This is a genomic window from Streptomyces sp. NPDC102467 (genome assembly GCF_044765445.1).
Lineage (GTDB): Bacteria > Actinomycetota > Actinomycetes > Streptomycetales > Streptomycetaceae > Streptomyces.
The window spans coordinates 221,203-246,383 of record NZ_JBIWKA010000006.1; the positions used below are offsets into that span (position 1 = coordinate 221,203).

The 25,181-nt window shown below is 72.0% G+C and carries 20 protein-coding genes; 6 read left to right on the top strand and 14 right to left on the bottom strand.

What is annotated here, in order from left to right:
* Positions 1–36: 36 nt before the first annotated feature.
* The 4 genes from ACIREE_RS14170 (at position 37) to ACIREE_RS14185 (ending at position 3,961) form a co-directional block, all read left to right on the top strand.
* A complete protein-coding gene (locus ACIREE_RS14170; RefSeq protein WP_404150796.1) occupies positions 37–396 on the top strand; it encodes a VOC family protein in 360 nt (119 codons plus the stop codon).
* A gap of 65 nt (positions 397–461) precedes the next feature.
* Complete coding sequence (locus tag ACIREE_RS14175) at positions 462–1,148, top strand: GntR family transcriptional regulator (protein ID WP_404150797.1); 687 nt, start codon at positions 462–464, stop codon at positions 1,146–1,148.
* 196 nt (positions 1,149–1,344) lie between these two features.
* The gene (locus ACIREE_RS14180) at positions 1,345–2,619 is read left to right on the top strand and encodes an amidohydrolase family protein (RefSeq protein ID WP_404150799.1); all 1,275 of its coding nucleotides are present in this window, start codon (positions 1,345–1,347) and stop codon (positions 2,617–2,619) included.
* 49 nt (positions 2,620–2,668) lie between these two features.
* Positions 2,669–3,961 (top strand): amidohydrolase, encoded by a 1,293-nt coding sequence (locus tag ACIREE_RS14185; protein ID WP_404150801.1) that lies wholly within the window; start codon positions 2,669–2,671, stop codon positions 3,959–3,961.
* Between the two features lie 20 nt (positions 3,962–3,981).
* Here the strand turns inward: ACIREE_RS14185 and ACIREE_RS14190 are convergent, their stop codons facing one another.
* Positions 3,982–5,964 carry a DUF5107 domain-containing protein gene (locus ACIREE_RS14190; protein WP_404150803.1) on the bottom strand — a complete coding sequence of 661 codons (1,983 nt, stop codon included), beginning with the start codon at positions 5,962–5,964 and terminating at the stop codon, positions 3,982–3,984.
* 86 nt (positions 5,965–6,050) lie between these two features.
* Positions 6,051–6,950 carry an arginase family protein gene (locus ACIREE_RS14195; RefSeq protein WP_404150805.1) on the bottom strand — a complete coding sequence of 300 codons (900 nt, stop codon included), beginning with the start codon at positions 6,948–6,950 and terminating at the stop codon, positions 6,051–6,053.
* 71 nt (positions 6,951–7,021) lie between these two features.
* Here ACIREE_RS14195 and ACIREE_RS14200 point away from each other — a divergent pair, with 71 nt between their 5' ends.
* Positions 7,022–7,363: a DUF6204 family protein gene (locus ACIREE_RS14200; protein ID WP_404150807.1), complete on the top strand. Its 342-nt coding sequence runs from the start codon at positions 7,022–7,024 to the stop codon at positions 7,361–7,363.
* Here ACIREE_RS14200 and ACIREE_RS14205 read toward each other — a convergent pair.
* The 12 genes from ACIREE_RS14205 to ACIREE_RS14260 form a co-directional block, all read right to left on the bottom strand.
* Complete coding sequence (locus ACIREE_RS14205; RefSeq protein ID WP_404150809.1) at positions 7,341–7,907, bottom strand: GNAT family N-acetyltransferase; 567 nt, start codon at positions 7,905–7,907, stop codon at positions 7,341–7,343. The genes ACIREE_RS14200 and ACIREE_RS14205 overlap by 23 nt on opposite strands.
* 41 nt (positions 7,908–7,948) lie before the next feature.
* A complete protein-coding gene (locus tag ACIREE_RS14210) occupies positions 7,949–8,191 on the bottom strand; it encodes a LapA family protein (protein ID WP_404150811.1) in 243 nt (80 codons plus the stop codon).
* Between the two features lie 122 nt (positions 8,192–8,313).
* A complete protein-coding gene (locus ACIREE_RS14215) occupies positions 8,314–10,113 on the bottom strand; it encodes a CocE/NonD family hydrolase (protein WP_404150813.1) in 1,800 nt (599 codons plus the stop codon).
* 373 nt (positions 10,114–10,486) lie between these two features.
* On the bottom strand, positions 10,487–11,407 hold the full coding sequence (locus ACIREE_RS14220) for an LD-carboxypeptidase (RefSeq protein ID WP_404150815.1): 921 nt from the start codon (positions 11,405–11,407) through the stop codon (positions 10,487–10,489).
* Positions 11,404–13,422 (bottom strand): prolyl oligopeptidase family serine peptidase, encoded by a 2,019-nt coding sequence (locus tag ACIREE_RS14225; protein WP_404150817.1) that lies wholly within the window; start codon positions 13,420–13,422, stop codon positions 11,404–11,406. The genes ACIREE_RS14220 and ACIREE_RS14225 overlap by 4 nt, the downstream gene beginning before the upstream one ends.
* Before the next feature lie 89 nt (positions 13,423–13,511).
* Complete coding sequence (locus ACIREE_RS14230) at positions 13,512–14,849, bottom strand: M20/M25/M40 family metallo-hydrolase (protein ID WP_404150819.1); 1,338 nt, start codon at positions 14,847–14,849, stop codon at positions 13,512–13,514.
* Entirely contained in the window at positions 14,842–15,675 is an 834-nt protein-coding gene (locus ACIREE_RS14235) for a M55 family metallopeptidase (RefSeq protein ID WP_404150821.1), read from the bottom strand. The genes ACIREE_RS14230 and ACIREE_RS14235 overlap by 8 nt, the downstream gene beginning before the upstream one ends.
* A gap of 126 nt (positions 15,676–15,801) precedes the next feature.
* Complete coding sequence (gene fes / locus ACIREE_RS14240) at positions 15,802–17,115, bottom strand: enterochelin esterase (RefSeq protein WP_404150823.1); 1,314 nt, start codon at positions 17,113–17,115, stop codon at positions 15,802–15,804.
* Positions 17,116–17,198: 83 nt separating this feature from the next.
* The gene (locus tag ACIREE_RS14245) at positions 17,199–17,933 is read right to left on the bottom strand and encodes a class I SAM-dependent methyltransferase (RefSeq protein ID WP_404150824.1); all 735 of its coding nucleotides are present in this window, start codon (positions 17,931–17,933) and stop codon (positions 17,199–17,201) included.
* A 127-nt stretch (positions 17,934–18,060) separates the two neighbouring features.
* On the bottom strand, positions 18,061–20,541 hold the full coding sequence (locus ACIREE_RS14250; protein ID WP_404150826.1) for a SpoIIE family protein phosphatase: 2,481 nt from the start codon (positions 20,539–20,541) through the stop codon (positions 18,061–18,063).
* Positions 20,542–20,697: 156 nt separating this feature from the next.
* Complete coding sequence (locus ACIREE_RS14255; protein ID WP_404150828.1) at positions 20,698–23,142, bottom strand: MFS transporter; 2,445 nt, start codon at positions 23,140–23,142, stop codon at positions 20,698–20,700.
* Between the two features lie 227 nt (positions 23,143–23,369).
* Positions 23,370–23,813 (bottom strand): SRPBCC family protein, encoded by a 444-nt coding sequence (locus ACIREE_RS14260; protein WP_404150830.1) that lies wholly within the window; start codon positions 23,811–23,813, stop codon positions 23,370–23,372.
* Positions 23,814–23,981: 168 nt separating this feature from the next.
* On the opposite strand from ACIREE_RS14260, the gene ACIREE_RS14265 reads away from it, so the two are divergent.
* The gene (locus ACIREE_RS14265; protein WP_404150832.1) at positions 23,982–25,028 is read left to right on the top strand and encodes an Rv2578c family radical SAM protein; all 1,047 of its coding nucleotides are present in this window, start codon (positions 23,982–23,984) and stop codon (positions 25,026–25,028) included.
* Positions 25,029–25,181: the final 153 nt, after the last annotated feature.

Consider the following 25,181-nt stretch of genomic DNA (forward strand, 5'->3'; position numbering starts at 1 on the left):
TCACGCTCCCGCGCCGCGTCAACTAGGCTCCTTCGTATGGAGATCCTGGGCACCACGCTGCGCATCTGCGTCGAGGACCTGGAGTCCTCGGTGACGTTCTACGAACATCTCACGGGCAGCCGGGCGCTGCGCTTCGAGCGCGGCGGGGTCGCGGTCGCCGCTGTCGGCTGCTTCCTTCTGATGAGCGGACCCGAGCAGGAGCTCGAGGTGCTGCGCAAGGTGTCCGCCACCATCGCCGTGCGCGACGTGGACGAGGCCGGCGCGGTCCTGGCCGCGTCGGGCGCGAAGGTCATCGCGGGCCCCGTGCCGACCCCGGCGGGCCGCAACCTCATCGCCCTCCACCCCGACGGCTCGGTCTTCGAGTACGTGGACCGCCAGGCGCCCACCGAGACCTGAGCATCCTGAGCGGCCGTACCCGGCACGTATTCTCGCCCGGAGCACGACGGCGAAGGACGGTGCACGTGGCGGGCAAGCAGGAGGAGCCGGGGCAGGGGCGGGTGCCCCTGGGCTCGCGGGCGCGCGAGGAGGTGCGGCGGCGCATCGTCGACCGCCGCTATCCGATGGGCGCGCGGCTCGTGGAGCGCGAGGTCGCCGAGGAGCTGCGCATGTCGCGCGTTCCGGTGCGCGAGGCCTTGCGCGCCCTGGTCACCGAGGGGCTGCTGGAGTCACTGCCGCACAGCGGGGTCCGGGTACGGAGCCTGGAGCGGGACGACGTACGGCAGCTGTACGAGGTGTGGGAGCCGCTGGCCGTACAGGCGTCGCGGCTCGCGGCCCGCGCGGTGGCCGCGGCCGGACCGCACGAACCGGCGGGCCTGACCGCGCTGCGCGAGGTCCTGGCACGGGCCGAGCTGGCGGCCGCGGCGGACGAGGGCTCGCGCGAGACGGCGGCGCACACGGCGTTCCACGAGGAGGTCGTGGCGCTCGGCGGCAATCCGTTGCTGGCCCGCACGATGGAGCAGCTGAGCTGGCAGCTGCAGCTCCTGTTCGGGATGCGCGAGGAGCCCGACCACATGCGGGCGCAGCACGCGGACATGTTCCGGCACATCGCGGCGGGTGACGAGGAGGCCGCGGCCGCGAGCACGCTGCTGCACGTCAGGGACAGCCGGGCGGTCGCGCTGAAGTCGCTCTTCGGTGACGCGGGTCTGTGACGCGGGTCTGTGACGCCGGTTTGTATACCGAGAGCGCGTAGATCACTCCTGGAGCATTCACAGCCGGTCGACATTCGCGGCAAATAACCCATCAGAGCTCAAGTCTTTCCTGGCGATCTTGCCGCCTCCTCCACCTTGGTATACAAACTGTGGGTCCAAGGCCCTCTCCACGGCCCCCTCCCCCCACGGAGCCTCCATGTGTGTCGAGCCCGCCGAACCCCCCTCCAGCCGACTGACCCGCCGCGGGGTGCTCGCCGCCTCCGCGGCCCTCGCCGGTACCGCCACCGCACTCGCCTCCGGCACGTCCCCGGCCGCCGCGGCGGCGTCGGGCCGCCCCGGCCGCACCGGTGACCTGGTCGTCGACGGCGGCACGCTGCTCGACCCGGCGACCGGCGAGGTCACCGAGGACGCGGTCGTCGTGATCCGCGACGGCGTGGTGCGCGCGGCCGGCTCCCGGGACGGCGTCGACATCCCCGCCGACGCGCCGCGCCTGGACGCGCACGGCCACTGGATACTGCCGGGCCTCATCGACGCGCACATCCACCTCAACACCGCCGGCGAAGCACTCGACGCCGTCCGGCAGGGCGCCACCAGCGCGCGCAGCGGCTCCACGAACTTCTACCAGGACATCGCCGTGCGAGAGTTGGCCCGGCAGGCACCGGGCCGCGCGCCCCGGCTGCGGGCCGCCGGTATCTTCGTCACGCCCGACCTCGGCGACACGATCCTCGCCGACCCGGACCTGACGCCGCTGGCCCGGCTCAAGGACGGGGTGCGGTCCGCTCAGGCGCTGCGCCGCGTCGTCGAGGTGAACCTGGCGCGCGGCGCCGACGTCGTGAAGACGCGGGTCAACGAGCGCGCGGGCCTGCCCGAACAGGACCCGCTCGCCCAGGTGTACTCGCACGAGCAGCTCGCCGAGGTGGTGGCGGCGGCCCGGCGCGGCGGCAAGGGCGTGCTGTGCCACAGCTACAGCGAGCGGGGCTGCCACGACGCGGTGACCGCGGGCATCCGCTCGCTGGAGCACGGTGTCTTCGTCGCCGAGCGCACTCTGCGCGAAATGCGGCGCAGGGGAACGTACTTCACCCCCACGCTCACCGCGATCGCCGGCCTCGCCGACTCCTCCGACCCGGTCCTTGCCGAACGCGGGCGTGCGTATCTGCCGGTCCTGAAGCAGGCGGTGCTGGCCGCGCACGAGATGGGTGTGCCGCTGGCCGCGGGCACCGACTCGTCGGGCGGCTCGATCACGCCGATCGGCCGCGAGGTCGAGCTGATGCGCGCGGCGGGCCTGTCGGCGCTCGACGCGCTGCGCACCGCGACGACGGGCGCCGCGCGTCTGCTCGGCCTCGACGGCACGGCGGGCCGCCTGACCCGCGGCCACGCGGGCGATGTCCTGCTGGTCGCGGGCGACCCCCTGGCCGACGTGACGGTCCTCAAGTCACCGGTACGCGTGGTGCGTTCGGGCATCGCGCTCTGAAGCCGCCCCTCACCTCGGTACGGCCCCGACTTCCAAGGAGATCCTGGACATGACTCCCCCTCCCCTCTCCCGGCGCGGTGTCCTCGCGGGCGCCGCCACGCTCGGCGCCGCCCTGACCCCGACCGCGGCATCGGCGGCCGGGTCCGGTACGGCGCATCGCCCCAAGAAGGCCGTGGTCTTCCGCGACGTACGTCCCTTCGGCGCGCGGAACGCCGTGGACCTCACCGTGATCGACGGGCTGATCAGTGACGCGCCCGCCCCCCGGGGCGCCAAGATCGTCGACGGCGGCGGGCGGCTCGCGCTGCCCTCGCTCGTGGACGCGCACATCCACCCCGACAAGACGAGCTGGGGCGGCGACTGGGTGACCCGCAAGCCGGCGAGCGGCATCGCGGACTACTGCGCGCAGGACGTGGAACTGTTCCGCTCGCAGAAGCGTCCCGTCGGCGAGCGCGCGTACGACCTGATGGCGCACGCCGTGACGCGTGGCACGCGGGCGATGCGGGCGCACGCGGACGTGGCGCCCGCCTTCGGCCTCGCCGGTGTCGAGGGCATCGCCGAGGCGCGGGAGCGGCTCGCGGACGCGCTCGACGTGCAGATCGTGGCGTTCCCGCAGCACGGCGTGGTCCGCGCGCCCGGCACGGCGAAGCTGCTCGAGGATGCCGCGCGGGCCGGTCTCGTCGACCTGATCGGCGGCATCGACCCGATCAGCTTCGACCACGCGCTCGACGAGCAGCTCGACCTGGTCTTCGACCTCGCCGACCGCTACGGCGTCGGCGTCGACATCCACCTGCACGACCGCGACGAGAAGGGCACGAAGGTGCTGCGCGGCATCATCGAGCGCACCCGGGCACTTTCGCTGCGCGGCAAGGTGACGGTGAGCCATGTCTTCTGCCTGCCGTTCCTGTCACCGGCCGAACTCGACGCCATGGCGGCCGACTTGGCCGACCTCGACATCGCCTTGACCACCGTCGCGCCCAACGAGTCCCTGGTCCTGCCGATCACCGAGCTGAAGAAGCACGGGGTGCGGGTCGGGCTCGGTTCGGACGGGGTGCGGGATTCCTGGAGCCCGTTCGGCAACGCGGACATGCTGCATCGCGCGCACATCCTGGGCTGGGTCACGGATGTCCGCCTCGACGACGAACTGGCCGCCTGCTACACGGTGGGCGCGCATGGCTCCGCCGATGTGCTGGGTCTGGACCGGGCCGATCTGACGCCGGGGTCACCCGCGGACTTCCTTCTCGTCCGGGGCGAGTGCGTTCCGCAGGTCGTCGTCGACATGCCGCAGCGCGACATGGTGGTCCACGCCGGGCGCGTCGTCGCGCGGAACGGGGAGTTGGTCTGACCGACTCGGGGCTCCGCTCCTCAATCGCCGGAGGGGCTTGATTCGGGCCGCATGCGGAAGTCGTACCGGGCGGGCAGGGGCTCGCCCGGTGCCACCTTCGCCCATATCTCCCCGATGGCCTCCGCCCCCTCCCGTAGATCCTCGACCTCGAAACCCGCCTCGAACACATCCCGCGCTGCCCCCAACTCCCTTTCTGCTAGCAGCAGTTGTGACTCCAGCAGGCGGAACCTCCCACGCGCCCGCGTAGCCGGGTGCAAGCGGTCCCAGACCCCTCGCGCATCCCCGGCCCGGCCCGCCGCCAGCAGCGCCTCGATCGCCTCGCGCCCGAGCGCGGCCGTCGCGGCCACCCACGCCTCGCCGCCGTCCCTGCGCTCCGCACACAGGTCGTCGAAGGCCTCGGTGTACCGGTCGGCGGCCCGCTCACGGTGGCCGTCCGTCGCGTCGGCCACCGCCAGACAGCGCAGGAACGGCCAGTCGGAGGCGGAGAGTTCGAGGCCACGCTCCCAACTGCGCACGGCCTGCGCGCGGTCGCCCGCGTGCCACTGCGCCACGCCCAGGTGGTACTCGGACAGCGGCCGGGCCGGCGCCGTCTCCAGCATGTCCCGCCAGGCCGGTGCGGTCAGGCTGGGGCCGGGCGCGCCGACCCGGCGCGGCTCCGGGAACAGGCCCGTCTCCAGCAACTCCCGCCAGGGGGCCTGCACTTCACCGAGCGTCGACTCGTCGAACGGCGTGCCCGTCGGTTTCCAGCCCGTGCGCAGCACTTCGAGGGCGCCCCAGCCGGACCCGACGGCGAGACGCTGCCCCGGCTCGGCGTCGGCGTGCGGCAGCCACGCGTCGTACGCGGCCTCGACGTCGGCGCGCGGCAACACCCGCTCAAGACGCCCCTCGACCTCGTCGACGGCCGCGCCCCACTCCCCCGCGGAGTGCACCGCCCCGGCGTCCGCCGACAGCGGCCCGTACGCCTCCAGCCAGCTGATCTCCGCCTCCGCCTCAAGGCGTACGTGCTCCAGCTGGGTGCGCGCGAGACCGGCCTGGATCTCGGCGTAACCGCCGGTGCCGGGTCCGGACAGCCACTCCTGCCAGCGCCGCCCGCCGGTCCCGCTCCCCCACATGAACAGCTTCCGGCCGCGGAGTACGTCCGTCGACGTCTGGACGAGCCCGTGCCCGTTCTCGTCGAGCGCGGTGATCCAGCGGCGCCGCCCGTCCTCTACCTCGTAGAAGTAGTCGGCGGGGTATTCGCTGTTCAGCGGGTACGTGCGGTCGGCTCCGTCGAACTTTGGCACGGGCACCCGGCGCAGGGCCCGTTCGTACCCGAAGTGCCAGGCCTCGCGCGCGGGTGCGATCACCCGGCGCTCCTCGGGCACGGCGATGTTGGACCACCAGTAGACCGGCGCGGGCTTCTCGTGCGGATTGCGGATGCGGACGCCGACGTAGAGGAAGTCGGAGCCCTCCGGCAGCCACAGGTCGACCTGGAACGGCAGGTCGCGCAGCCGCTCCCACTCCCACAGGCGCAGCATCTCGCCGCCGTCGGGCGCGGTGACGCGCGCCGCGTGCAGGGGCGCGCAGGAGAGGGCGGAGTGGCCGGTGGCGCCGATGTTCCACTCGATGCCGCCGGAGAACCAGGCGCCGTTGAGCGCGAAGGCGGCAGGCTGGAACACCGGGTTGCGGTACAGGAGTTCGCACCCGGTCGGCTTGTGGAACAGGGACGCGATCCGGCCGCCGAGGCCGGGCAGCACCGTCACCTTCAGGCGGTCGTTCTCGATCACGATCGTGTCGAGGTCGACCGGCGCCCGGTCGCGCCCGTACCCGTCGCGGATCCGCTCGGGGAGCACGCTGCGCAGCGGCCCGTAGCCGAGCTGCCTGGCCATCTCCAGCGGCAGGTCGTCCTTCGAGCGCTCGTCGAGCTCGTGCACCTCGTCGAGGGGCCGCAGCGGTGGCAGCGGGTTCGCCGGGCCCAACTCCGCGCCCGGCAGGGTCAGTACCTCACGTCGTACGACGGTCACGTCTGCCTCCCGATGCCACGGGGCGCGGCCCGCCCCCGATGACCATCGAACATGGTCATCGGCGAGCTGACCAGGGGCCTTCCCGGTCAGGATTGCGCAAAGGCGTCCACGACGACGTCGGTGAGGAGCGCGCCCGCGGTGCCGTCCGGGTCGAGATCGGGGTCGTAGATCGTGACGTTCATACCGGCGCAGCGCGGCGAGGCGAGCAACGGGCGGAGCAGCGCGAGGAGTTCATCGGGCAGCAGCCCGTCGGGGTCGGGGCTGTCGACGGCGGGCATCACGGACGGGTCGAGCACATCGGCGTCGAGATGCACCCAGAAGCCGTCGAGCACCGGCACCTCGAAGCTGCGCACGAAACCGCGCACGACGTCGTCGACGCCCCACTCGTGCAGTTCGCCGACCGTCACGTTCGGGATCTTCAGGGCGGTGAGCTCGGCCCGCTCGTCCTCGAAGGCATCGCGCCCGCCGAAGAGCCGGACGTCCTCGTCGCGCAGATAGGGCCGCAGCCCTTCCAGGTCGGTGAGGTCATCCTGCCCGCGGCCGGTCGCGAGGGCCAGCTCCTCGCCGCCCGCCGCGCCGACGCGCTCGGAGTTCCCGGGGTGCCGGAAGTCGGCCGAGGCGTCGACGACCGCGAGCCCGTAGCGGCCGACGCGGCGCAGCGCGAGGGCCGCGCCCAGCTGGATCGAGCAGTCCCCGCCGAGCACGAGCGGGAACTCACCCGCGCGGATGTGCCGCTCGATCCGGTCGGCGAGCTTCACGGTGTACGCGGCGATGGCGGCGGCGTTGAACACTCCGTCGCCCTCCCGCCAGTCGCCCCTGTCGTAGCGCGGCGGGACGACGACGCCGCCCTCGAAGGCGCCGAGCCTGCGCACGATCCCGTGCTCGCGCAGCGCGCCGGCCAGCTTGTACACGCCGGGCACCGTGCCGGGGGCGGGCGGGCGCAGGCCCAGGTTGGAGGGGGCGTCGATGGCGACGATATTCCGCATGCCAGGCATCCTCACCGACGTACGCTGACGCTTTCAACAGCTGCGCAGTACTACGAGGAGCACGTCTCATCATGGCCGAGAACCACACCTACCGGGTCATCGTCCGCGCCACGTTCGAAGGCCTCACCGACGCGGCGCGGGAGCTGCTGCTCGCCGAGGTCGCGGAGCACGAGGGCATCGCGGGGATGCGGTTCGCGCCGGAGGGTTCGCTCGCGTACGACCGCAACCTCAAGGCCTTCTCGATGCGCTACGTCGTCGAGTCGGACCCGGACGACGGCGAGGAGATGGCGGGAGCGTTCGCCGAGGAGCGGGCCGAGGCGTATCTGCGGGAGCGGGGCCTCGGCCACGGTGAGCTGCGCTCGTCGGTGACCGACATGGACACCATGAAGATCAATCGGAAGAGCGGCCGGTAAGCGCCTCGGGCTCGACCGTCATCTCGGCGGTGAGCGCCCAGCGCTCGTGGTCGCGCCAGGCCCCGTCGATGAAGAGGAAGTCCGGCGAGAAGCCCTCCAGACGGAACCCGGCGCGGCGGGCCAGCGCGATGGAGGCCGTGTTGCCGGGCTGTGCGTTGATCTCCAGGCGGTGCAGCCCGAGGGGGCCGAACGCGTACCGGACCACGAGGTCGAGCCCCTCGCCCATCAGCCCGCGCCCGGCGGCGTGCGCGAAGGCGCCGTAGCCGAGGGCGCCGCAGCGGAAACCGCCCTGGACGACGTTGTTGATGTTGATGAATCCGCCGATGGCACCGCTCGGGCGCTCGCACACCAGAAAGCCGTGTTTCGCCGGGTCGGCCACCAGCTGCCCGGCGTACGCGGTGAAGGCATCCGTGCTCGTCGGCGGGAAGAGCCAGGGGTGGTGCAGCTCCCGGCTCTCGCGGGCCCGCGCGGTGAACTCGCCGGCGTCGGCGACGGCTGTGTGCCGCAGCGTGACACGGGGTCCTTCGACAAGGTGATCGGCCATCCGGCCACTCTACGGAGCGCGGCCCGCCGGCCCCGGCCTGCTCACTTGCGCCTGCGCGCGACGAAATAGCCCCCGCAGACGGCACCGATGACGGCCATGGCCGCGAGGGCCATCCAGAGCGGCATGGTGACCTCGGGGACGAGGAGCCTGATCTTCACCCGCCGGGTGTTCTCGAAGATGAAGACCACGACGAGGACGACGAGGACCAGTACCGCGATCCTGGCCGGTGTGAACGCGCCGGAGCTGTCGCTCTTCGCGGAGCTCGCGGTGTCCTTGGGGCTCATCGGTGGACCCTTCCGTCGTTCCCCCGGAGGTCGTCGCTCGCCGCCTCCCCGCCCAGCATGTGCGGGGAGGCGGCGATCGCGCAGCGGCCGAGGGCCCGTACGGGTGACGGGGCGGGACAGGGCTACTGCCCGACGACGGGCAGCTCCACGGTGCCGGTGTCCTGGGGCGCACTGGTGACGGTGACCGGCTTGATCCCCTTGTTGCCGCCGTACGCGTCGTCGCTCGCGGCGACGACGAACCGGATGCGGTGCCCCTTCTCGTAGCGGTGCACGATGCCGGGCAGGGTGACGGTGAAGGGGCGGGTGACGTCCGGGACACGGACCGGGGCGACGAGCCGGTGGACCAGCGTCTTCGTCCCGTCGGGCGCGACGTCGTACAGCTTCGCGAAGAGGACGAGCTTGTCGGCGGCGTCGCCGGAGTTCTGTACGCGCTCGGTCTTCGGCGAGATCACCTTGAGGGTGGCCTTGGGGGCGCCGACGACATCGGTGGTCGTGGTCAGCGGCTCCGTCGTCCAGTCGAGGTAGGTGCCCCGGGTGTCGTGCGGCGCGGGGTCGGGCAGCCCGATGAGGCCGCCGAGGGACGACTCGGAGTGGCTGGTGGGGATGAGCCAGTTCCGGTACTCACGGCTGCCGCGGGCGACCTTGTCCCGGTTGTCGACGAGCTTGCCGTCGCCGGACAGGTACAGCTTCTTCGACAGGGCGGGGACGCCGTCCGCGGTGGCGTAGGTGCCGTTCGGGTCGCTGATCCAGTCCCGGTAGTAGGCGAAGGCGGGTCCTGTGTCGACGCCCTTCTTGTGATGCAGATACCGGTCGAACCAGGCGAGGACCCGCTTGCCGACGTAGCTCGTCTCCAAGTTGCCCTGGCCCAGATTGAGTTCACCGCTCGCCGGGTCGGTCAGGCCGCCGCTGTGCCCCCAGGACTGCCAGATCATCTTGGTGGCGGTGCCCTGGCCCCGCAGGGTGTCGTAGCTGGCCCTGGCCTCGTTCAGGTTGAACAGGCTGTCGGACTGTCCCTGCACGAGCAGCGTCGGCGCCTTCACGTCCTTCAGATACGAGACCGGGGACACGCCGCGCGCATAGTCGAGCAGCGCCTGCGTCTTGTCCGCCGGATAGCGGCCCGAGTTGAGGGTGCTGATCGTCCGGCAGGCGTCGTCGACGAAGTGCAGGCAGCTCAGCTTGTTGATGCGGGACGGGTCGAGCGACGGCTCCAGCAGCGGCTGGCCCTCGCCCATCAGGTAGAACCCGTTGGTCCACTGCCATTTGAAGGCGCCGGGCACGTCGCGGTCGGCGGCGTTCTGCGGGTCGAGCGAGTAGGAGAGGTCGTTCCAGGTGATCAGCGGGACCAGCGCGTCCACCCGGTGGTCCACGGCGGCCGTCGCCATCTGGACGGCGCCCCCGTAGGAGCCGCCGATCATGCCGACGCGCGGGTCGCCCTTCTTGTCCGCCGTCACGTAGTCGATCGTGGTGCCGTCGTCGGCGGCGCGGGTCCCGGCGAGGAAGTCGACGAGGGCGGAGGCCGCCTTGCCGTCGATCCGGGGGTCGTCGAGCGAGACGAGACAGCCCGACTTGCCGAAGCCGAGCCCGGAGTAGGCGAGCCCGACGTACCCGCGCTGCGCGAACGCCCTGCCGGTCGCGTCCGTGGACCCGTCCGACTTGCTGCCGCCGAATCCGTTCGTGGTGAGCACGGCGGGAGCGGTGTGCTGTGCGTCGACACCGGCGGGGCGGTACAGGTCGGCGTCCACGACGCACTGGCGTCCGCCGGTCTCCACCGTGAACTTGAGGGCGGTGACGGTGTATTCGCCGAGGGCGGTTGTGCCCACGCCTGCGGCGCTTGCGGGGGTGGCCAGGGGTGCCGCCAGCGCGGCGGCTGTTCCGACGGCGGCGAGGACAGTACGGGATCTGGGCACGGGGCCTCCACGCATTCTTGTACCGACCAGTAAGTTTGTGCGCGTGATCATGTTGTGACACGTGTCATGTGGGGGTCAATGGGTGTGCGCGGGGTTTCTTTCGCGGGCGGGCCAACTCGCCGTGGGGGGCTGGTTCGTCGCCGGGCGCGGGCCGGTGGGAGTTCTCGCGCTCCTCGGCGGCGCGGCTGCCCGGAGCGGTCTGATTCCGGGTGCGCGTCTCGTCGTGACTTCTCGCGCAGTTCCCCGCGCCCCTAAAGCATGCGGCTTCGCCGCAGCCCCATCAGGGCGCGGTACGCGCGCCGATGAAATGGCGCACGCAGTGCGCATTTCAGGGGCGCGGGGAACTGCGCGAGAAGCCCCACCGGGGCGCGGGCGGGACGCGACGGCGTCAGCTCAGCGCCGGCTCATCCAAGGTCAACGTCAAAGCCCCGGCATCCAATTGACCCGCCACCCCGAACGGCACAGTCAGGGCACCGCTACCGTGCCCGAACCCGAACTCCTCCACCACAGGAACCCCGAGCCCACCCAGCCGGTCCACCAAAAGCCCCCGCACGGGCTCGCACTCGGCCCAGGACCCCAGAAGCACCCCGCGGACGCCCTCGAACCAACCGGCGCGCAACAGTTGCGTCAGATACCGGTCGATGCGGTACGCCTCCTCGCCGACATCCTCCAGGCAGAGCAGCCCACCCCGCGCCGAAGGACGCGCGTGCCGGGTTCCGAGGTCGGCCGCGAGCAGCGACAGGCAACCGCCCAGCGTGACGCCACGGGCGACGCCGGGCACCAGCACCCCGGCCCCCTCCACCGCACGGATCACCCGTACCGACTCCGGGTCGAACAACGTGGCCCGCAAATGCGTCTGTGCCCGCGCGCTCTTGAGGAAGTCCGCCGCGGCGACCATCGGCCCGTGCAGCGTGCTCACGCCGAGCCGGACGGCGAACGCCTCGTGCAGCGCGGTGATGTCGCTGTACCCGACGAACACCTTGGGCCGCGCGGCCCGCATCGCCGGCCAGTCGAGCAGGTCGACCATGCGCTGCGCGCCGTAGCCGCCCCGGGCGCACAGCACGGCGTCGATCCCGGAGTCGCACCAGGCGCGCTGCAGGTCCGCGGCGCGGTCGGCGTCCGAGCCCGCCAGATAGTCGAACTCCCCGTGTACGTCCAGGACATGCGGCATGACGACCGGGTCGAGGTCCCAGCCGCGCAGGATGTCCAGGCCCGCCTGCAACCGGTCCTCGGGGACCGGACCGCTCGGCGCGACGACGGCGACCCGGGCGCCGGGGGCCAGTCTCGCCGGCCGGGTCAGGGGGTTCACTTGGTGAGCTCCAGGAGGGGGACGCCGGTCGGGTTCAGGCCGAACACCTGGGCGTACAAGGAGAGTTCGGCCTCAAGAGCGCGGATCATGGTGTCCGCCCGGCGGAAGCCGTGCCCCTCGCCATCGAAGGCGATGTACGCGTGCGGCACGCGCCGCCCCTCGCTCGCCACCCGCGCGAGGAACCGCTCGCACTGGGCGGGCGGACAGATCACGTCGTCGAGTCCTTGGAGGAGCAGGAAGGGCACCGTGAGCCGGTCGGCGTGCTCGGCCGGGGAGCGCTCGACGTAGCGGGCGGGGACCTCGGCGAGCGGTCCGACGAGGGTTTCCAGGTACTGCGACTCGAAGTCGTGCGTCTCCCCGCTGCCCCAGGCGGTGAGGTCGAGGATGGGGTAGATGATCGTGCCGCACGCGTAGACGTCCGTGGCTGTCAGGGATGCCGCGCTGGTCCAGCCGCCGGCGCTGCCGCCGCGGATGGCGAGCCGGTCGCGGTCGGCGGTGCCCTCGGCGGCGAGGGCGAGGGCGACGGCCGCGCAGTCCTCGACGTCGACGACGCCCCACTGCTCGCGCAGCCGGTTGCGGTACTCGCGCCCGTAGCCCGTCGAGCCGCCGTAGTTGACCTCGGCGACGCCGATGCCGCGCGAGGTGAAGTAGGCGATCTCCAGGTCGAGGACGAGCGGCGAGTGGCCGGTCGGGCCGCCGTGCGCCCAGACGACGTAGGGCGGGAGCTCCTCGTCGGGGGCCGCGTGCGTGGGGCTGTGCGGCGGGTAGATGTGGGCGTGGATGTCGCGGCCGTCGGGCCCTTCGAAGGTGCGGATCTGCGGCTCGGGGTAGTACGCCGGGTCGACGGGGTCGTGGTGCGCGGCGCCGATCACGCGGGCGCGTCCGGTGGCGGTGTCGAGCTCGACGACCTCGGCCGCGGTGCGCGGGCTCGCGGCGACGGCGACGACGCGGCTGCCGTGCACGCCGAGCGACGCCGACCATTCGGTCCAGGGCCCTGCCGTGTCGACGACTTCGCCGGTCTCGGGGTCGAGCACGCCGAGCGCGGTGGCGCCGACGCCGTGCACGACGGCGATGAGCCCTGCTTCCAGCGGCTTGAACCAGCTCAGGCCGATCTTCCACAGCGGCCCGCCGAACTCCTCGTCGCGCGGGCACAGCGGCCGGGCGGCCGCGGCGAAGTCCGTGCTGTCTGTGCCCGCTGTGCCGAGCACGTCGAGCCGGTAGAGGTTCCACCAGCCGCTGTCGTCGCCCGAGTACAGCAGCGCCCCGTCGAGGGCCCACTCGACCTGGCAGATCGACTCCTCGGGTCCGCCGGCCACGATCCGCGCCGGTCCGAACGTGCCGTCCTCGGCGACGTCCGCGACCAGCAGCTCCGTGCCGTCCCAGGGCATGCGCGGGTGGTCCCAGACGATCCACGCGGCCCGTCGGCCGTCCGGGGCGAGCCGGGCCCCGGTGACGAACCGGTGGGCGCCGTCGGTCAGTTCACGTACCCCGGCCCGGTCATCGGCCGCCGAGCCGTCGAGCGGGACGGCCGCGATCACGCGCCGCACGTCGGCGGGCCCGTCGCCGGTGAACTCCTCCAGGACGCACCACACCTCGCCCCGGTCGAGGTGGAGCTGCGGATCGGCCCAGCGCAGGCCGTCGCCCACGGCGGAGAGCGGGGTGAGCGGGCGCGGCTGCGCGCCGGGGGTCTCGGGCTCGTACGCGTACAGCCGCTGGTCGGCGAAGTTCACGAAGACGAGCAGTGGGCCTTCGGGGCGCTCCGCGCCGGCCCAGGGGCGGCCGCCGTACTCGATGACGCGGCTGCGCACGTTCCACGGCGCGGGCAGTACCGACTGCTCCGTGCCGTCGCGCCCACGCCGCACCAGGGCGCGGCGGCCCGCCTCCGTGGGCCGTGGTTCGGTCCACCAGGCCTCGTCCCCCACGAACCCGACGTACTCGGGCTTGCCGTCGTTCGCCGCGGCCAGCGCGGCGTCGATCGGCGAAGGCCAGGAGCCGTAGCCCCGCGTCTGCACCATGTCGTCCCCGCCCCCCATTTACCTCAGACCCTCCATATTCTTCGCGTCCTCCGCTTTTTCCTAGTACGTCGCGTGTGCAGGGTCCGGGCCTATGCCGAACGCAAGAACCGATCAAGGACGCGCACCCCGAAGTGCAGCGCCTCCACCGGGACCCGCTCGTCGACTCCGTGGAACAGTGCCTGGTAGTCGAAACCCTCGGGGAGCTTGAGCGGGGCGAAGCCGTAGCCGGTGATGCCGAGGCGGGAGAACTGCTTGGCGTCCGTGCCGCCCGACATGCAGTAGGGGACGGTGTGGCCCTCGGGGGCGAACTCCTGCACCGCGGCGCGCATCTTCGCGAACGTGGGCGAGTCGACGGGCGCCTGCAGCGCGACCTCACGGTGGTGGAACTCCCAGTCGACGTGCTCTCCCGTGAGCATGTCGAGGGCGGCACGGAACTCGTCCTCGGCGCCCGGCAGGAAGCGGCCGTCGATGTGCGCGACGGCCTCGCCCGGAATCACGTTGACCTTGTAACCGGACTTCAGCATCGTCGGGTTGGTGCTGTTGCGCACCGTCGCCTCGACGAGGGAGGCCGCGGGTCCGAGCCGGGTGAGCAGCGCGTCGGCGTCGAAGTCCGCCGCGTTCACATCGGCGTCGATGCCGTACAGGGCCGCGAGTTCGGACAGGGCCGCGCGCACGGTGGGCGTGAGCCGGATCGGCCACTCGTGGTCGCCGATTCGGGTGACGGCGGCGGCGAGGCGCACGACCGCGTTGGCCGGGTTCACCTTGGAGCCGTGGCCCGCCTTCCCGTGCGCGGTGAGCTGGAGCCAGCCGGTGCCGCGCTCGCCCGCGCCGATCGGGTAGATCTGCTTGCCGCTGCCGTCGTGGAAGGTGAAGGCGCCGGACTCGCTGATGCCTTCCGTGCAGCCTTCGAAGAGGTCGGCGTGCTGGTCGGCGAGGAACCCGGAGCCGTCCTCGGCGCTGGCCTCCTCGTCGGCGGTGAACGCGATGACGATGTCGCGGCGCGGCCGGAACCCGACGCGGGCCCACTGCCGGACGGTCGCGAGGATCATCGCGTCCATGTTCTTCATGTCGACGGCGCCGCGGCCCCACACGACGCCGTCGCGGACCTCGCCGGAGAACGGGTGCACGCTCCAGTCGGCCACCTCGGCCGGCACCACGTCCAGGTGGCCGTGGACCAGCAGGGCGTGGGCGGAGGAGTCGGTGCCCGCGATGCGCGCCACCACGTTGCCACGGCCGGGGGTGCGCTCCAGGATCGTCGGCTCCAGGCCCGCCTCGGAGAGCAGGGCCGCCGCGTACTCGGCGGCGGGGCGCTCCTTGCAGTCGCCGCCGCCGTGGTTCGTCGTGTCGATGCGGATCAGGTCGGAGGTGAAGGTGACGACTTCGTCGAGCGCCTTCTCGTCGATCTCCGGAAGGTGCTGCTCAGCCATACTGTTCCTCCACCGCGGCCGAGGCGATCGTGGTGACCGCCTTGAAGGTGCGGATGCCTTCGTACATGGTCTCGTGCGTGTACGCGATCTTACGCTCGCCGGTCCGCTCGACCCCGGGCACGACGGTCGAGGCCATCGCGAGGTGCTCGGCGTCGAACTCGACCTCGATGGTGAACGGGCCCCCCTGCACCGGCGTGTGGCGCACGGCGTCGGACGCTGCGTCCTTGGCGGCGGCCCGGATGTCGGCGGCTGTGCGCGCGGGGGTGCGGCAGATGGCCGCGTACCGGGACACGTGGTCCTTGACGGCGACCTTGCGGGCCTGTGGCGCGTAGCCGAGGGCGTCGTCGCAGGCGTGGTCGTCGCCGGTGACGAGGACGACGGGGACGCCGTACTCGGCCACCACGTGCGCGTTCAACAGGCCTTCGCTCGCCCGTACGTCGTTGACCCAGACGCCGGTGATCTGGTTCGCCAGGTAGGTGTGCGCCAGGACGCCCTCCATGCCGGCGCCCGCGTGGTACCCGATGAAGGCGATGCCGTCGACGTCACCGTGCTGGACGCCCTCCACCATGGACAGCGACTTGTGGCGTCCGGTGAGCATCTCCGCGCGGTCGTCGAGCCGCTCCAGGAGCAGATTGCGCATCGTCCAGTGCGCCTCGTTGACGAGCACCTCGTCGGCGCCGCCGTCGAAGAAGCCGAGCACCGCCGCGTTCACGTCCGAGGTGAACATCGAGCGGCAGCGCTCCCACTGAGGAGTGCCCGGGAGGACGTCCGCGGGCCAGGTCACACCCGTGGCGCCCTCCATGTCGGCGCTGATGAGGATCTTCATGGCCAGCACCGTACGCGGATCCGGGCGCCCCTCACCAGACCTGTGGATAAGTCAGGCAACTCTCATGGGTATAGACCAATGTTGTACCCGTTCGGCGGGGTTCCCGCTTGTCAGCGCCGTGCGGGCTTACGGGGCCAGCATGCGTACGAGGGCGTCGACGAGCGCACCGTGCCAACAGGCGTAGTCGTGGCCGCCGTTGAACTCATCGAGGGTGACCCGGTACCCGGCCGGGCGCAGGGCCTCGTACAGCGCGCGGCTGTAGCCGACCATCGGGCCCTCGTGCAGCCCGACGTCCAGGTGCACGGTGAGGTCGCGGGGCGGCGCCTGCGCGTACCGCTGGACGAGCCAGGGCACGCCGACGACCGGCGTCTGCGGCACCCCGCCGCCGGACGGCAGACCGGGGTGCCACCACAGGGACGGCGACTGGGCGAGCACGTTGCCGAACCGCTCGGCCCGCACGAGCCCCGCGTACAGGGCGGTGAGTCCGCCGAGGCTCTGCCCGGCGACGACGGTACGGCGCGGGTCGGTGGTGAGCGGCCAGCGCCCCGCGGCCCACGGCAGGACGTCGTCCGCGAGGAACGTCACGTAGGAGTCGCGGGCGCTCATCTCGCGCCAGCGGGTGGGCCCGTCGACGGAGTCGGGGGCGAGGACGATCAGCGGCGGCAGCGCGCCGTCCGCGATCAGTGCGTCCAGCGAATCCTGCAGCCTCATCCCGCCCAGCCACATGTCGCCGTCGCCGAGCACGACCACGGGCAGGTCGCGGTGGCCGCCCCCTGGCGGCAGGTAGACCCACACGTCGCGGGTCATGCCGAGGGCCGGGCTGTCCACGGCGTGCCGCTCGACCCGGCCGCGCGGCACACCGCGCGCGGGGTGCGCCCAGCGCTGGCCGGGAGCCGCGGGCAGGGCGAAGACGGAACAGTCGGGGCCGCCCCAACGGGTGGGGATCGTCCGGGGGTTGAGCGGATCGGGACCGGCGTACCGCTGGAGGGTGTGCAGGAACTCCTGGAGCAGCCCCGGGTCGGCGGGCGGGGCGCCGGTCGAGATGTCGGCGGCCATCCGGTAGGTGCCGCGGTGGTCTGCGCGCAGTCGCAGGCCGAGGTGCCAGATGTCGGTGCCCGGGACGTGGTGCAGCAGGGCGTCGGCGAGCCGGGCGCGGTCGACGAGGCGGTTGCTGAAGAGGAGGACGTGCCGGGTCGTGCGGTGCCCGCGGTACAGGAAGGTGAGGGTGCGGTGGTCGGGTTCACCCTCGATCGGCTCCACGAGGGGGGCGCCGAGCCGCTGCACGTCGGCCCAGAACGCGGCGGCGATCTCGTCGCGCCGCACCCCCTGGACTCCGGCCAGGTCGTCGAGCAGCCGCGCGACCCGGGCGCCGACGGCCGGTCTCGGGCGCGCTGTCTCCTCGACCCAGGACAGATCGGACGAGACCGAAGGCGTACGCATCACCCACCGCTTCCTGGCGCACCTGTCTTACGGCGCCTCCATGTTACTTAGCTTAGCCTAAGCTAACCTACCATCGTCGCTCGTCAGGACGCCGCCCCTCCCCGCCCCACCACCAGCCACAGCGACGGCAGCTCGATCCGGTTACCGTCGGCGGTGAACTCCGTTGTGATCAGCGGCAGTTCACCGGAGGCGAGCACGGCGAGGCCCGCGTCGGCGACATACGTGGGCACGGCCGCGTCGCGGACCTCGCCCGGGGCGATGCCGTGGGCGAACACCGGAGCCAGCTTGGGCGGCGGCCCCGCAGGGTGGTGTGCGAGGTCCCGCAGGATCGTCCCCGCCCGCTCGGACAGCTCGACGACGAAGCCGCGCCCGCGCTCACCGATCAGTGCCGCCAGGGCGTCGACGAGCGGCTGCCGGTCGCCGCGCTCGCTCTGATGCAGCACGCCGCGCATATAGACGTTCGCGTCGCCCAACTCGGCATGGAGTGCGTCTACTTGTTCACGCACTGTGGCGTCCAGCTGTCGGTAGGCGGCCTGTTCGGCGGGGTCCGCGTGGCGGGCCCGGTCAAGGGCCGCGTCCGACAGGTCGACGCCGACCACCTTCGGGTAGCGGTCGGCGAGGAAGCGCGTCTGCGTGCCGTTGCCGCACCCGAGATCCACCAAGGGGAGGTCCACAGCCGTCAACTGCGGTTCGAACAGCGCGAGATGGAGCCCCACGGTGAGGGCGGGTTCGGCATCCCAGAGGACGCTCCCCGGCCCCTCGGGAGCGTCCTCCCAGAAGGTCTCCCACGCTTCTCTGTACCGCTCGGTCACGCTCATGGACTCTCCCCAGGTGCGGCGGACTCGGCCGAAGTCTCTGGTCGGTCTACCGCGCCGGAGTGCGCCCCACAAGCGGAGCGGTCACATCTTCCTGGGGTGTACACCGTCCGGAGGCGCGCCGGGGACCTCAGCCGCGGGGGCGTCGCACGGCGAGTTCGCACCACACGGTCTTGCCGGTCGCGGTGCGGCTCGTGCCCCACGCCCGCGCCAGGTGCGCGACGATCCGCAGGCCCCGCCCGAACTCGTCCCCCGGCCCCGCGCCGCGCAGCGTCGGCAGGGTGTGATCGGTGTCCTCCACCTCGCACAACAGCGTGCCCGAACGCACCAGGCGCAACTGCACCGGGCCGCTCCTGGCGTGCCGCACGGCGTTCGTGACGAGTTCACCGACCACGAGCTCGGCGGCGTACTCGACGGACGACAGGCCCCACTCCGCGAGCTGTCGGCGTACGAGGCCACGGGCGCGCGACACTTCGGACGGTTCCGCTTCGAGACTCCACTGGGCGACGTCGCCCGGCTCGATGCCGCCCATCCGGACCATGAGGAGCGCCACGTCGTCCTTGCGGCCGCCGCGCCCCGCGAGGGAGCGGATGATGGTGTCGCAGGCGTCGTCCATGGAGGCGGCCGGATGGGCCGCCGACTCGCAGAGCGTGGCCAGTCCTACGCCGATGTCCTCACCGCGCACCTCGACCAGGCCATCGGTGCACATCACCAGGCGGTCACCGGGCGCGACCAGGAGGCGTACGGACTCGAAGGGCACACCGCCCACGCCGATGGGCGCGCCCGTGGGCAGGTCGAGGAGTTCGCTGCGGCCGTCGGCGGCGCGCACGATCACCGGCGGGATGTGGCCGGCGTTGGCGAGGAGCAGTTCGCCGGCGATGGGGTCGTACACCGCGTACAGGCACGTGGCGAGATAGTGCTCGCCGAGCCGCTGCGCCAAGTCGCACAGATTGCGCAGGAGTTGGGACGGCGGCAGATCGAGGGCGGCCATGGTCTGCACGGCGGTCCGCAACTGGCCCATCATCGCCGCCGAGTTGAGGCCGTGCCCCATGACGTCACCGACGACGAGAGCGGTACGCGCGCCCGGCAGTTTGACGGAGTCGAACCAGTCGCCGCCGACCCGGCCGAGCAGGGTGCCCGGCAGGTAGCGGGTGGCGATGTCACAGCCCGGCATGTGCGGCTCGATGTGCGGCAGCATGCTGTCCTGGAGCGTCTCGGCGACGGACTCCTGGTACGTGTACATCCGCGCGTTGTCGAGCACGAGCCCGGCACGCGCGGCGAGTTCGGCGCCGGTGGCCCGGTCCATGTCGTTGAAGAGGGGCCGCTCCTGGTGGCGCAACAGGATCATGAACCCGAGGACCACGTTCCGTGCTTTCAGCGGGACGACGAGCATGGACCGGTGGTTGATCAGCGGCCGGATGTCGCGCTTCTCGAACTGCGCGGCGATCCGAGTGCCCACCTCCTCGGAGATGTACGGGACGAGCACCGGCTCACCGGTGGTCATACACTGGAAGAACGGGGTGTGCACCGGGAACGGCATCGATTCGCCGACGGGCACGACGTCGTCCCAGCGCCCCGGTTCGTCGGTGTGCTCCAGGGCGACGCGGTGCCACATCGTGGTGGCGTCGGGCGGGCCGTCGGGAAACCCCTCGCCCGCGACGACCTGTTCCCGCAGATAGGTCCCGGCGACATCGGTGAAGCGAGGCACGACGGCGCGGCTGACCTCGACGATCGTGCGGGACAGATCGAGGGACGAACCGATGCGCCCGCTCACCTCGTTGAGAAACTCGAGGCGCTCGCGCACGGCCACGTACTCGAGGTCCTCGGCGTCGTCGAGCGGCAGGCGCGGGGACGGCACCCCGGCCGCGGCCGCACGCGCCGCCTCGGCCCGCCACGCCTTGCGCTCGGTGCGCCGCGCGACACCCCAGTCGGCGGTGACGGGGACCCGGTCGTGATGGCTGAACTCCAGCACGGGATAGCCGAGTTCGAGTACCTGGGCGACGATGCGGGCGCTCTCCCGCACGCTCATGCTGGGCAGGATCTCGGGCAGCCCGTGCGCGAGCTCGTCGGCGGCGGGAAAGTCCGTGTGCAGCGCGAAACCGGGGGCTATCCGCTCCCCCACCACGCTCTCCGGGTCCGCCGAGCCGTCCGGGCCCGTGCCCGCGCCGAGCTGCCGGGCGTCGGCGGCGAGCACGAGCAGCCGCTCGGGCCCCGGGCCCACCAAGGGGTACGCCCACCACAGGACGTCGATGCGGGTGCGCGGCCCCGCGCTGGTGTCGAGCCGGGCACGGCCCGCGGCCGGATAGGAGGTGCGGCCACCCAGCGACTCCTCCAGACCGTGCCCGATCAGGCCGTGCCCGATCAGATCGGGTCCGAGTACGTCGTCCGTGCGGTACGCGCCGAGGTCCGCAGGGCCGGGCTCCGTACCGTCCTCGGGGAGCACGCCGGACACGGGCAGCAGGTCGGCGGCGGGCCGGCCCACCGCGTCCTCCTTGTCGGGGCCGAAGAGGCGGCGGGCGCCGGTGCTCCAGTGCGAGACGCGACCCGCCTGGTCGACGACGACAACGGCCAGCGGGACGCGGCCCTGCGGGGCTCGACCGGTGCCTGCCATCGCCGCGCTCCCTTCCCTCCGGCACGCCGATGGGGGTGCGTACCGCCTCCTTCCACGGTACGCGGGGCCCTTCAACACCGGGTGGGTACGCGCGAATTGGGGCATGCGCTCTTGACAAGCGCCCCGCGCGCGGCCGGCTCCTTCGAAGACCGGCTCTCAGTCTTCGTGGCCCAGCTGCAGGTCCCGCTCCGTACGGCCGCCTCCGGCGACCTGGAGGACCGTCGCCACCGGGGGGTACCCCGCCGCGATCACCGTGTACTCGCCCGACGAGAGATCGACGAAGCGGAACGTCCCGTCCGGCCCCGTCGTCAGCGTGTCCACCACGTTGCCCGCGGCATCGAGGAGCGTGACCCGGGCCTCCTCGACCACGCGCCCGCCACCGGCCCGCACGGTCCCGCGCAGCACCGCGCCGCCCGCCAGTTCCACGTCCTGCCGGGTCTCGCGGGAGGCCATCACGGTCACCGGCAGCGCGGCCGGGCGGAACGCGGGGGCGCTCGCGGCCAGGGTGTACTCACCGGCCACCAACTCCGCGATGACGTAACCGCCTTCACGTCCGCTGCGGGTGGCCGAGACGACCTCGCCGTGCACATTGGTCAGCGTGACGATCGCGTCCCGCACGGGGGTTCCGTCCGCGGTCAGGACGGAACCCGCGAGGCGGCCCGCGCCGCCGAGCACCACGTCGAGCTCCACGGGGCGCTCCCCGACCGTCACCGTCACGGCCTGCGGCTGGTGCCCGCCGGCCGCCGCGATCAGGACGTAACTGCCCGCCCCGGGCGTCGACAGCGCGTACCGGCCGTCGTCGCCGCTGGCGCCGCGCCCGATCTGGGTGCCGCCGACGTCGATGAGGGTGAGCGCGGCGCGCGGCACGGCGGTGCCGTCGGAGTGCTGCACCGTTCCGCAGACCGGGAGACCGGCGGCGTAGGAGAGACGCTCCTGGGCGGGCACGACGGGGCTGACAGGGCCGACGGGGATGACGGGGTTCTCGGAGGGGGCTGTGCTGGACAACAGAGGTGTCTCCTTGAGGAAGAAGGCGAGGAGCAGGCCCAGGACGAGGACCGGCACCAAGTAGAGGAAGATGCGGGGCATCGCATCCGCGTACGCCTGGATGTAGGGGGTGCGCAGCGCCTCGGGCAGCGCGTGCACGAGCTGCGGGGTGATGGACTCGGCGTCCGCTCCGCCGGGGAGTCCTGAGCCGGTGGCGGGCAGCCGGTCCGCGAGGGCGTCGGCGAGCCGGTTCGCGAAGAGCGTGCCGAAGATCGCGGCGCCGACGCTGCCGCCGATCTGCCGGAAGTAGTTGTTGGCGCTGGTGGCCGTGCCGAGGTCGCCGGGGCGGACCGAGTTCTGCACGGCGAGCACGAGCACCGGCATGATCAGGCCGATGCCCGCACCCAGCACCGCCATGTAGACGCTGTATTCGAGACGCGGGGTGTCGACTTCCAGGCGTGACAGCAGGTACATGCCGACACAGGAGAGCGCGCTGCCGAGGATCGGGTAGATCTTGTAGCGGCCGGTGTGGCTGATGAGCTGGCCCGAGACGATCGAGGCGCCGACGATGCCGCCCATCATGGGGAGCATCATCAGTCCGGACTCGGTGGCGGTGGCGCCGTCGACCATCTGCAGGAACGTCGGCAGGTAGCTGGCCGCGCCGAACAGGGCGACGCCGACGACCATGCCGACGATTCCGCTGAGGTTGAAGACGGAGTCGCGGAACAGCCGCAGTGGGATGAGGGGTTCGGCCGCGAACTTCTCGGCGACGACGAACAGCACCGCCGAGAGAGCCGCCCCGGCGCCGAGGCCGATGATGACCCGGTCGTCCCACGCGTACTCCGTGCCGCCCCAACTGGTCAGCAGTACCAGGCACGTTGAGGCCGAGGCGAGCAGCAGGGCGCCCAGCACGTCGAGCCGGGCCTTCTTCGTGGGCTTGGGGAGCTTGAGGACGACCGAGACGACGGCGAGGGTGAGTACGCCGAAGGGGACGTTGAAGTAGAAGCACCAGCGCCACGAGAGGTGGTCGGTGAAGTAGCCGCCGAGCAGCGGCCCCGCGACCGAGGCGAGGCCGAACGCGGCGCCGATCAGGCCCATGTAGCGGCCCCGCTCCCGGGGCGGCACGATGTCGCCGATGATCGCCTGCACGCCGATCATGAGGCCGCCCGCGCCGACGCCCTGGACGGCGCGGTACGCGATGAGCTGGTCCATGCTCTGCGCGCGGCCCGCGAGGAGGGAGCCGATGATGAACACGACGATCGCGAACTGGAAGACGCCCTTGCGGCCGAAGAGGTCGCCGAGCTTGCCGTAGATCGGCAGGCCGATGGTGGAGGTCAGCAGGTAGGCGGTGATCGCCCAGGACATCTTGTCGAGGCCGTGCAGCTCACCGACGATCTTCGGGAGCGCGGTGGCGACGATCATCTGCTCGAGCGCGGCGAGCAGCAGCGCCAGCATCAGGCCGACGAAGACCATCCGGACGCGTCGCGGGCTGAGCCCGGCCCCGGGCAACTGCTCGCGCTCCGCGTCCTGTTGAGGCGCCGGGGCAGTGGCCGGAGCCGGCTCCTGGGCCGCCTCCCGCTCCCCCACGCGTTCGGTCACCAGCGTCGTCGTGCCCACCTGCCGCTCCCCTCGTCGCCCTTGCGCCGCCCATTTCTCGCATTACGCGACAACGGGGGGCAAGCGCGACGGGGCGCACGTCAGGCGGGCTTGATCGACGTATGCGCCGGTCGGAGCCCTACGGCGTACAACGGAGGCGAAACGAAAACCACTCGAAACGGTGAGCAGCCGATCAGTGTTCGGCTCGTGTCGAACTCTGTTCGCGCGTCACTTCCTCCGCTCGCGGGTCACTTCTCCACTTCGGCGGCGAGCTTGGCGAGCACGGCGTCGTAGATGCGGCCGAGCCCCTTGGGGGCGAAGGTCTTCTCGAAGAATCCGCCGATGCCGCCCGCCCCGTTCCACACGGTCGTGACGACGACGCGCGACCGGCCTTCGCCGGCGGGCGTGACGCGCCAGGTCGTCACCATCGAGGAGTTGCGGTCCGTCTCGACCAGCTCGCCGTCGGTGGGCTCGGTGACGTCGAGCAGGCAGTCGCGGACGCGCTTGCTGGTGGCCTGGAGCTTCCAGTGGACGAGGGTGCCCTCGCCGTCGCCGCCCTCGCGCACCTCGTACTCGCTGAAGTGCTCGCTCAGCAGCTTCGGCCGGGTGCCGTTGTAGTCGGCGAGGGCGTCGAACACGCCGTCCGGCTTCGCGGCGACGACACGTTCCGTGGTGGCCTCGACCTGCGCCATGACTCTTCCTCCAGCACTTGGTTCTTCAGGCGTCGCCCGTGGACTCGCCTGTGAGCCCGGCCAGCCAACCACCCCCCGCGCGGGCCGCCAAAAGCGGGGTCCGGTGCGGCTCGCACGATCAAGGGAACATGTGTTCTATTGTGGGGCGACTGCTACCGAGGAGGCGTCATGCGCTGGGAGAACCTCACGGACGACCGGGCCGAACACGGCCGGGCGCCGGACGCCGCGCTGTTCGACGCGGAGGCGGTGATCACTCGCACCATCGACACTCCTGAGTTCCGTGGAGTGACGTTCCATGAGATCAGGGCCCGGTCGATCGTGAACCGGGTGCCCGGCGCGTCCCGGATGCCGTTCGAGTGGACCGTCAATCCCTACCGGGGTTGCACCCACGCCTGCGTCTACTGCTTCGCGCGCAACACCCACCGCTATCTGGACCTGGACACCGGACTCGGCTTCGACAGCCAGATCGTGGTGAAGGTGAACGCGCCGGAGCTGCTGCGCCGCCATCTCGCCTCGCGCCGCTGGCACGGCGACCACATCGCGATGGGCACGAACGTCGACTGCTACCAGCGGGCCGAGGGGCGCTACCGGTTGATGCCCGGCATCATCGAGGCGCTGCGCGACCACGCGAATCCGTTCTCGATCCTGACCAAGGGCACGCTGATCCTGCGCGACCTCGATCTGCTGCGGCAGGCGGCGGAGGTGACGGATGTCGGCATCTCGGTCTCCGTCGGCTTCGTGGACGAGGAGCTGTGGCGCACCGTCGAGCCGGGCACGCCCGCGCCCGAGCGCCGGCTCGATGTCGTACGCGCCCTCACCGACGCCGGGATCGGCTGCGGGGTGCTGATGGCGCCGGTGATCCCGTTCCTCGGCGACCGTCCCGAGCAGCTGCGGGCCACGGTGCGGGAGATCGCGCGGGCCGGGGCCACGTCCGTGACGCCGCTCGTGCTGCATCTGCGGCCGGGGGCGCGCGAGTGGTTCATGAGCTGGCTCGGGCAGCACCACCCGCATCTGGTGCGGCGCTACGAGCGGTTGTACGCGGAGGGCGCGTACGCCCCGAAGTGGTACCAGCGGCGGCTGACCCGGCAGGTGCACGAGCTCGCCGAGGAGTACGGGATCGGGCCCTCGCGCGCCGGTCTCCCACGGCGTATCCGCGTACCCGAGCAGGACCCGGGGCCCGAGCCGTCCGCGCCGACGCAGCTCACCTTGTTGTAGGAGCCGGTCCGAGCCGCAGGAGCCGGTCCGAGCGCCCCGGGCGTGCGACCGGCGTGCGATCAGCGTGCGATCGGGTCAAATTCCGGCAGAACGGATTCTTCCACCCAGGGTTTACGGGAACATGCCGCACGGGTCGTGGACTCACGGCTCTGA

Coding starts and splice junctions, on each gene's coding strand:
- ACIREE_RS14180 (WP_404150799.1), top strand. CDS start 1,345: ATGTGTGTCGAGCCCGCCGAACCCCCCTCCAGCCGACTGACCCGCCGC.
- ACIREE_RS14210 (WP_404150811.1), bottom strand. CDS start 8,191: ATGAGCCCCAAGGACACCGCGAGCTCCGCGAAGAGCGACAGCTCCGGC.
- ACIREE_RS14185 (WP_404150801.1), top strand. CDS start 2,669: ATGACTCCCCCTCCCCTCTCCCGGCGCGGTGTCCTCGCGGGCGCCGCC.
- ACIREE_RS14225 (WP_404150817.1), bottom strand. CDS start 13,422: ATGGTGCAGACGCGGGGCTACGGCTCCTGGCCTTCGCCGATCGACGCC.
- ACIREE_RS14250 (WP_404150826.1), bottom strand. CDS start 20,541: ATGGCAGGCACCGGTCGAGCCCCGCAGGGCCGCGTCCCGCTGGCCGTT.
- ACIREE_RS14230 (WP_404150819.1), bottom strand. CDS start 14,849: ATGGCTGAGCAGCACCTTCCGGAGATCGACGAGAAGGCGCTCGACGAA.
- ACIREE_RS14260 (WP_404150830.1), bottom strand. CDS start 23,813: ATGGCGCAGGTCGAGGCCACCACGGAACGTGTCGTCGCCGCGAAGCCG.
- ACIREE_RS14265 (WP_404150832.1), top strand. CDS start 23,982: ATGCGCTGGGAGAACCTCACGGACGACCGGGCCGAACACGGCCGGGCG.
- ACIREE_RS14245 (WP_404150824.1), bottom strand. CDS start 17,933: ATGAGCGTGACCGAGCGGTACAGAGAAGCGTGGGAGACCTTCTGGGAG.
- ACIREE_RS14235 (WP_404150821.1), bottom strand. CDS start 15,675: ATGAAGATCCTCATCAGCGCCGACATGGAGGGCGCCACGGGTGTGACC.
- ACIREE_RS14215 (WP_404150813.1), bottom strand. CDS start 10,113: ATGCGTGGAGGCCCCGTGCCCAGATCCCGTACTGTCCTCGCCGCCGTC.
- fes (WP_404150823.1), bottom strand. CDS start 17,115: ATGCGTACGCCTTCGGTCTCGTCCGATCTGTCCTGGGTCGAGGAGACA.
- ACIREE_RS14205 (WP_404150809.1), bottom strand. CDS start 7,907: ATGGCCGATCACCTTGTCGAAGGACCCCGTGTCACGCTGCGGCACACA.
- ACIREE_RS14170 (WP_404150796.1), top strand. CDS start 37: ATGGAGATCCTGGGCACCACGCTGCGCATCTGCGTCGAGGACCTGGAG.
- ACIREE_RS14195 (WP_404150805.1), bottom strand. CDS start 6,950: ATGCGGAATATCGTCGCCATCGACGCCCCCTCCAACCTGGGCCTGCGC.
- ACIREE_RS14200 (WP_404150807.1), top strand. CDS start 7,022: ATGGCCGAGAACCACACCTACCGGGTCATCGTCCGCGCCACGTTCGAA.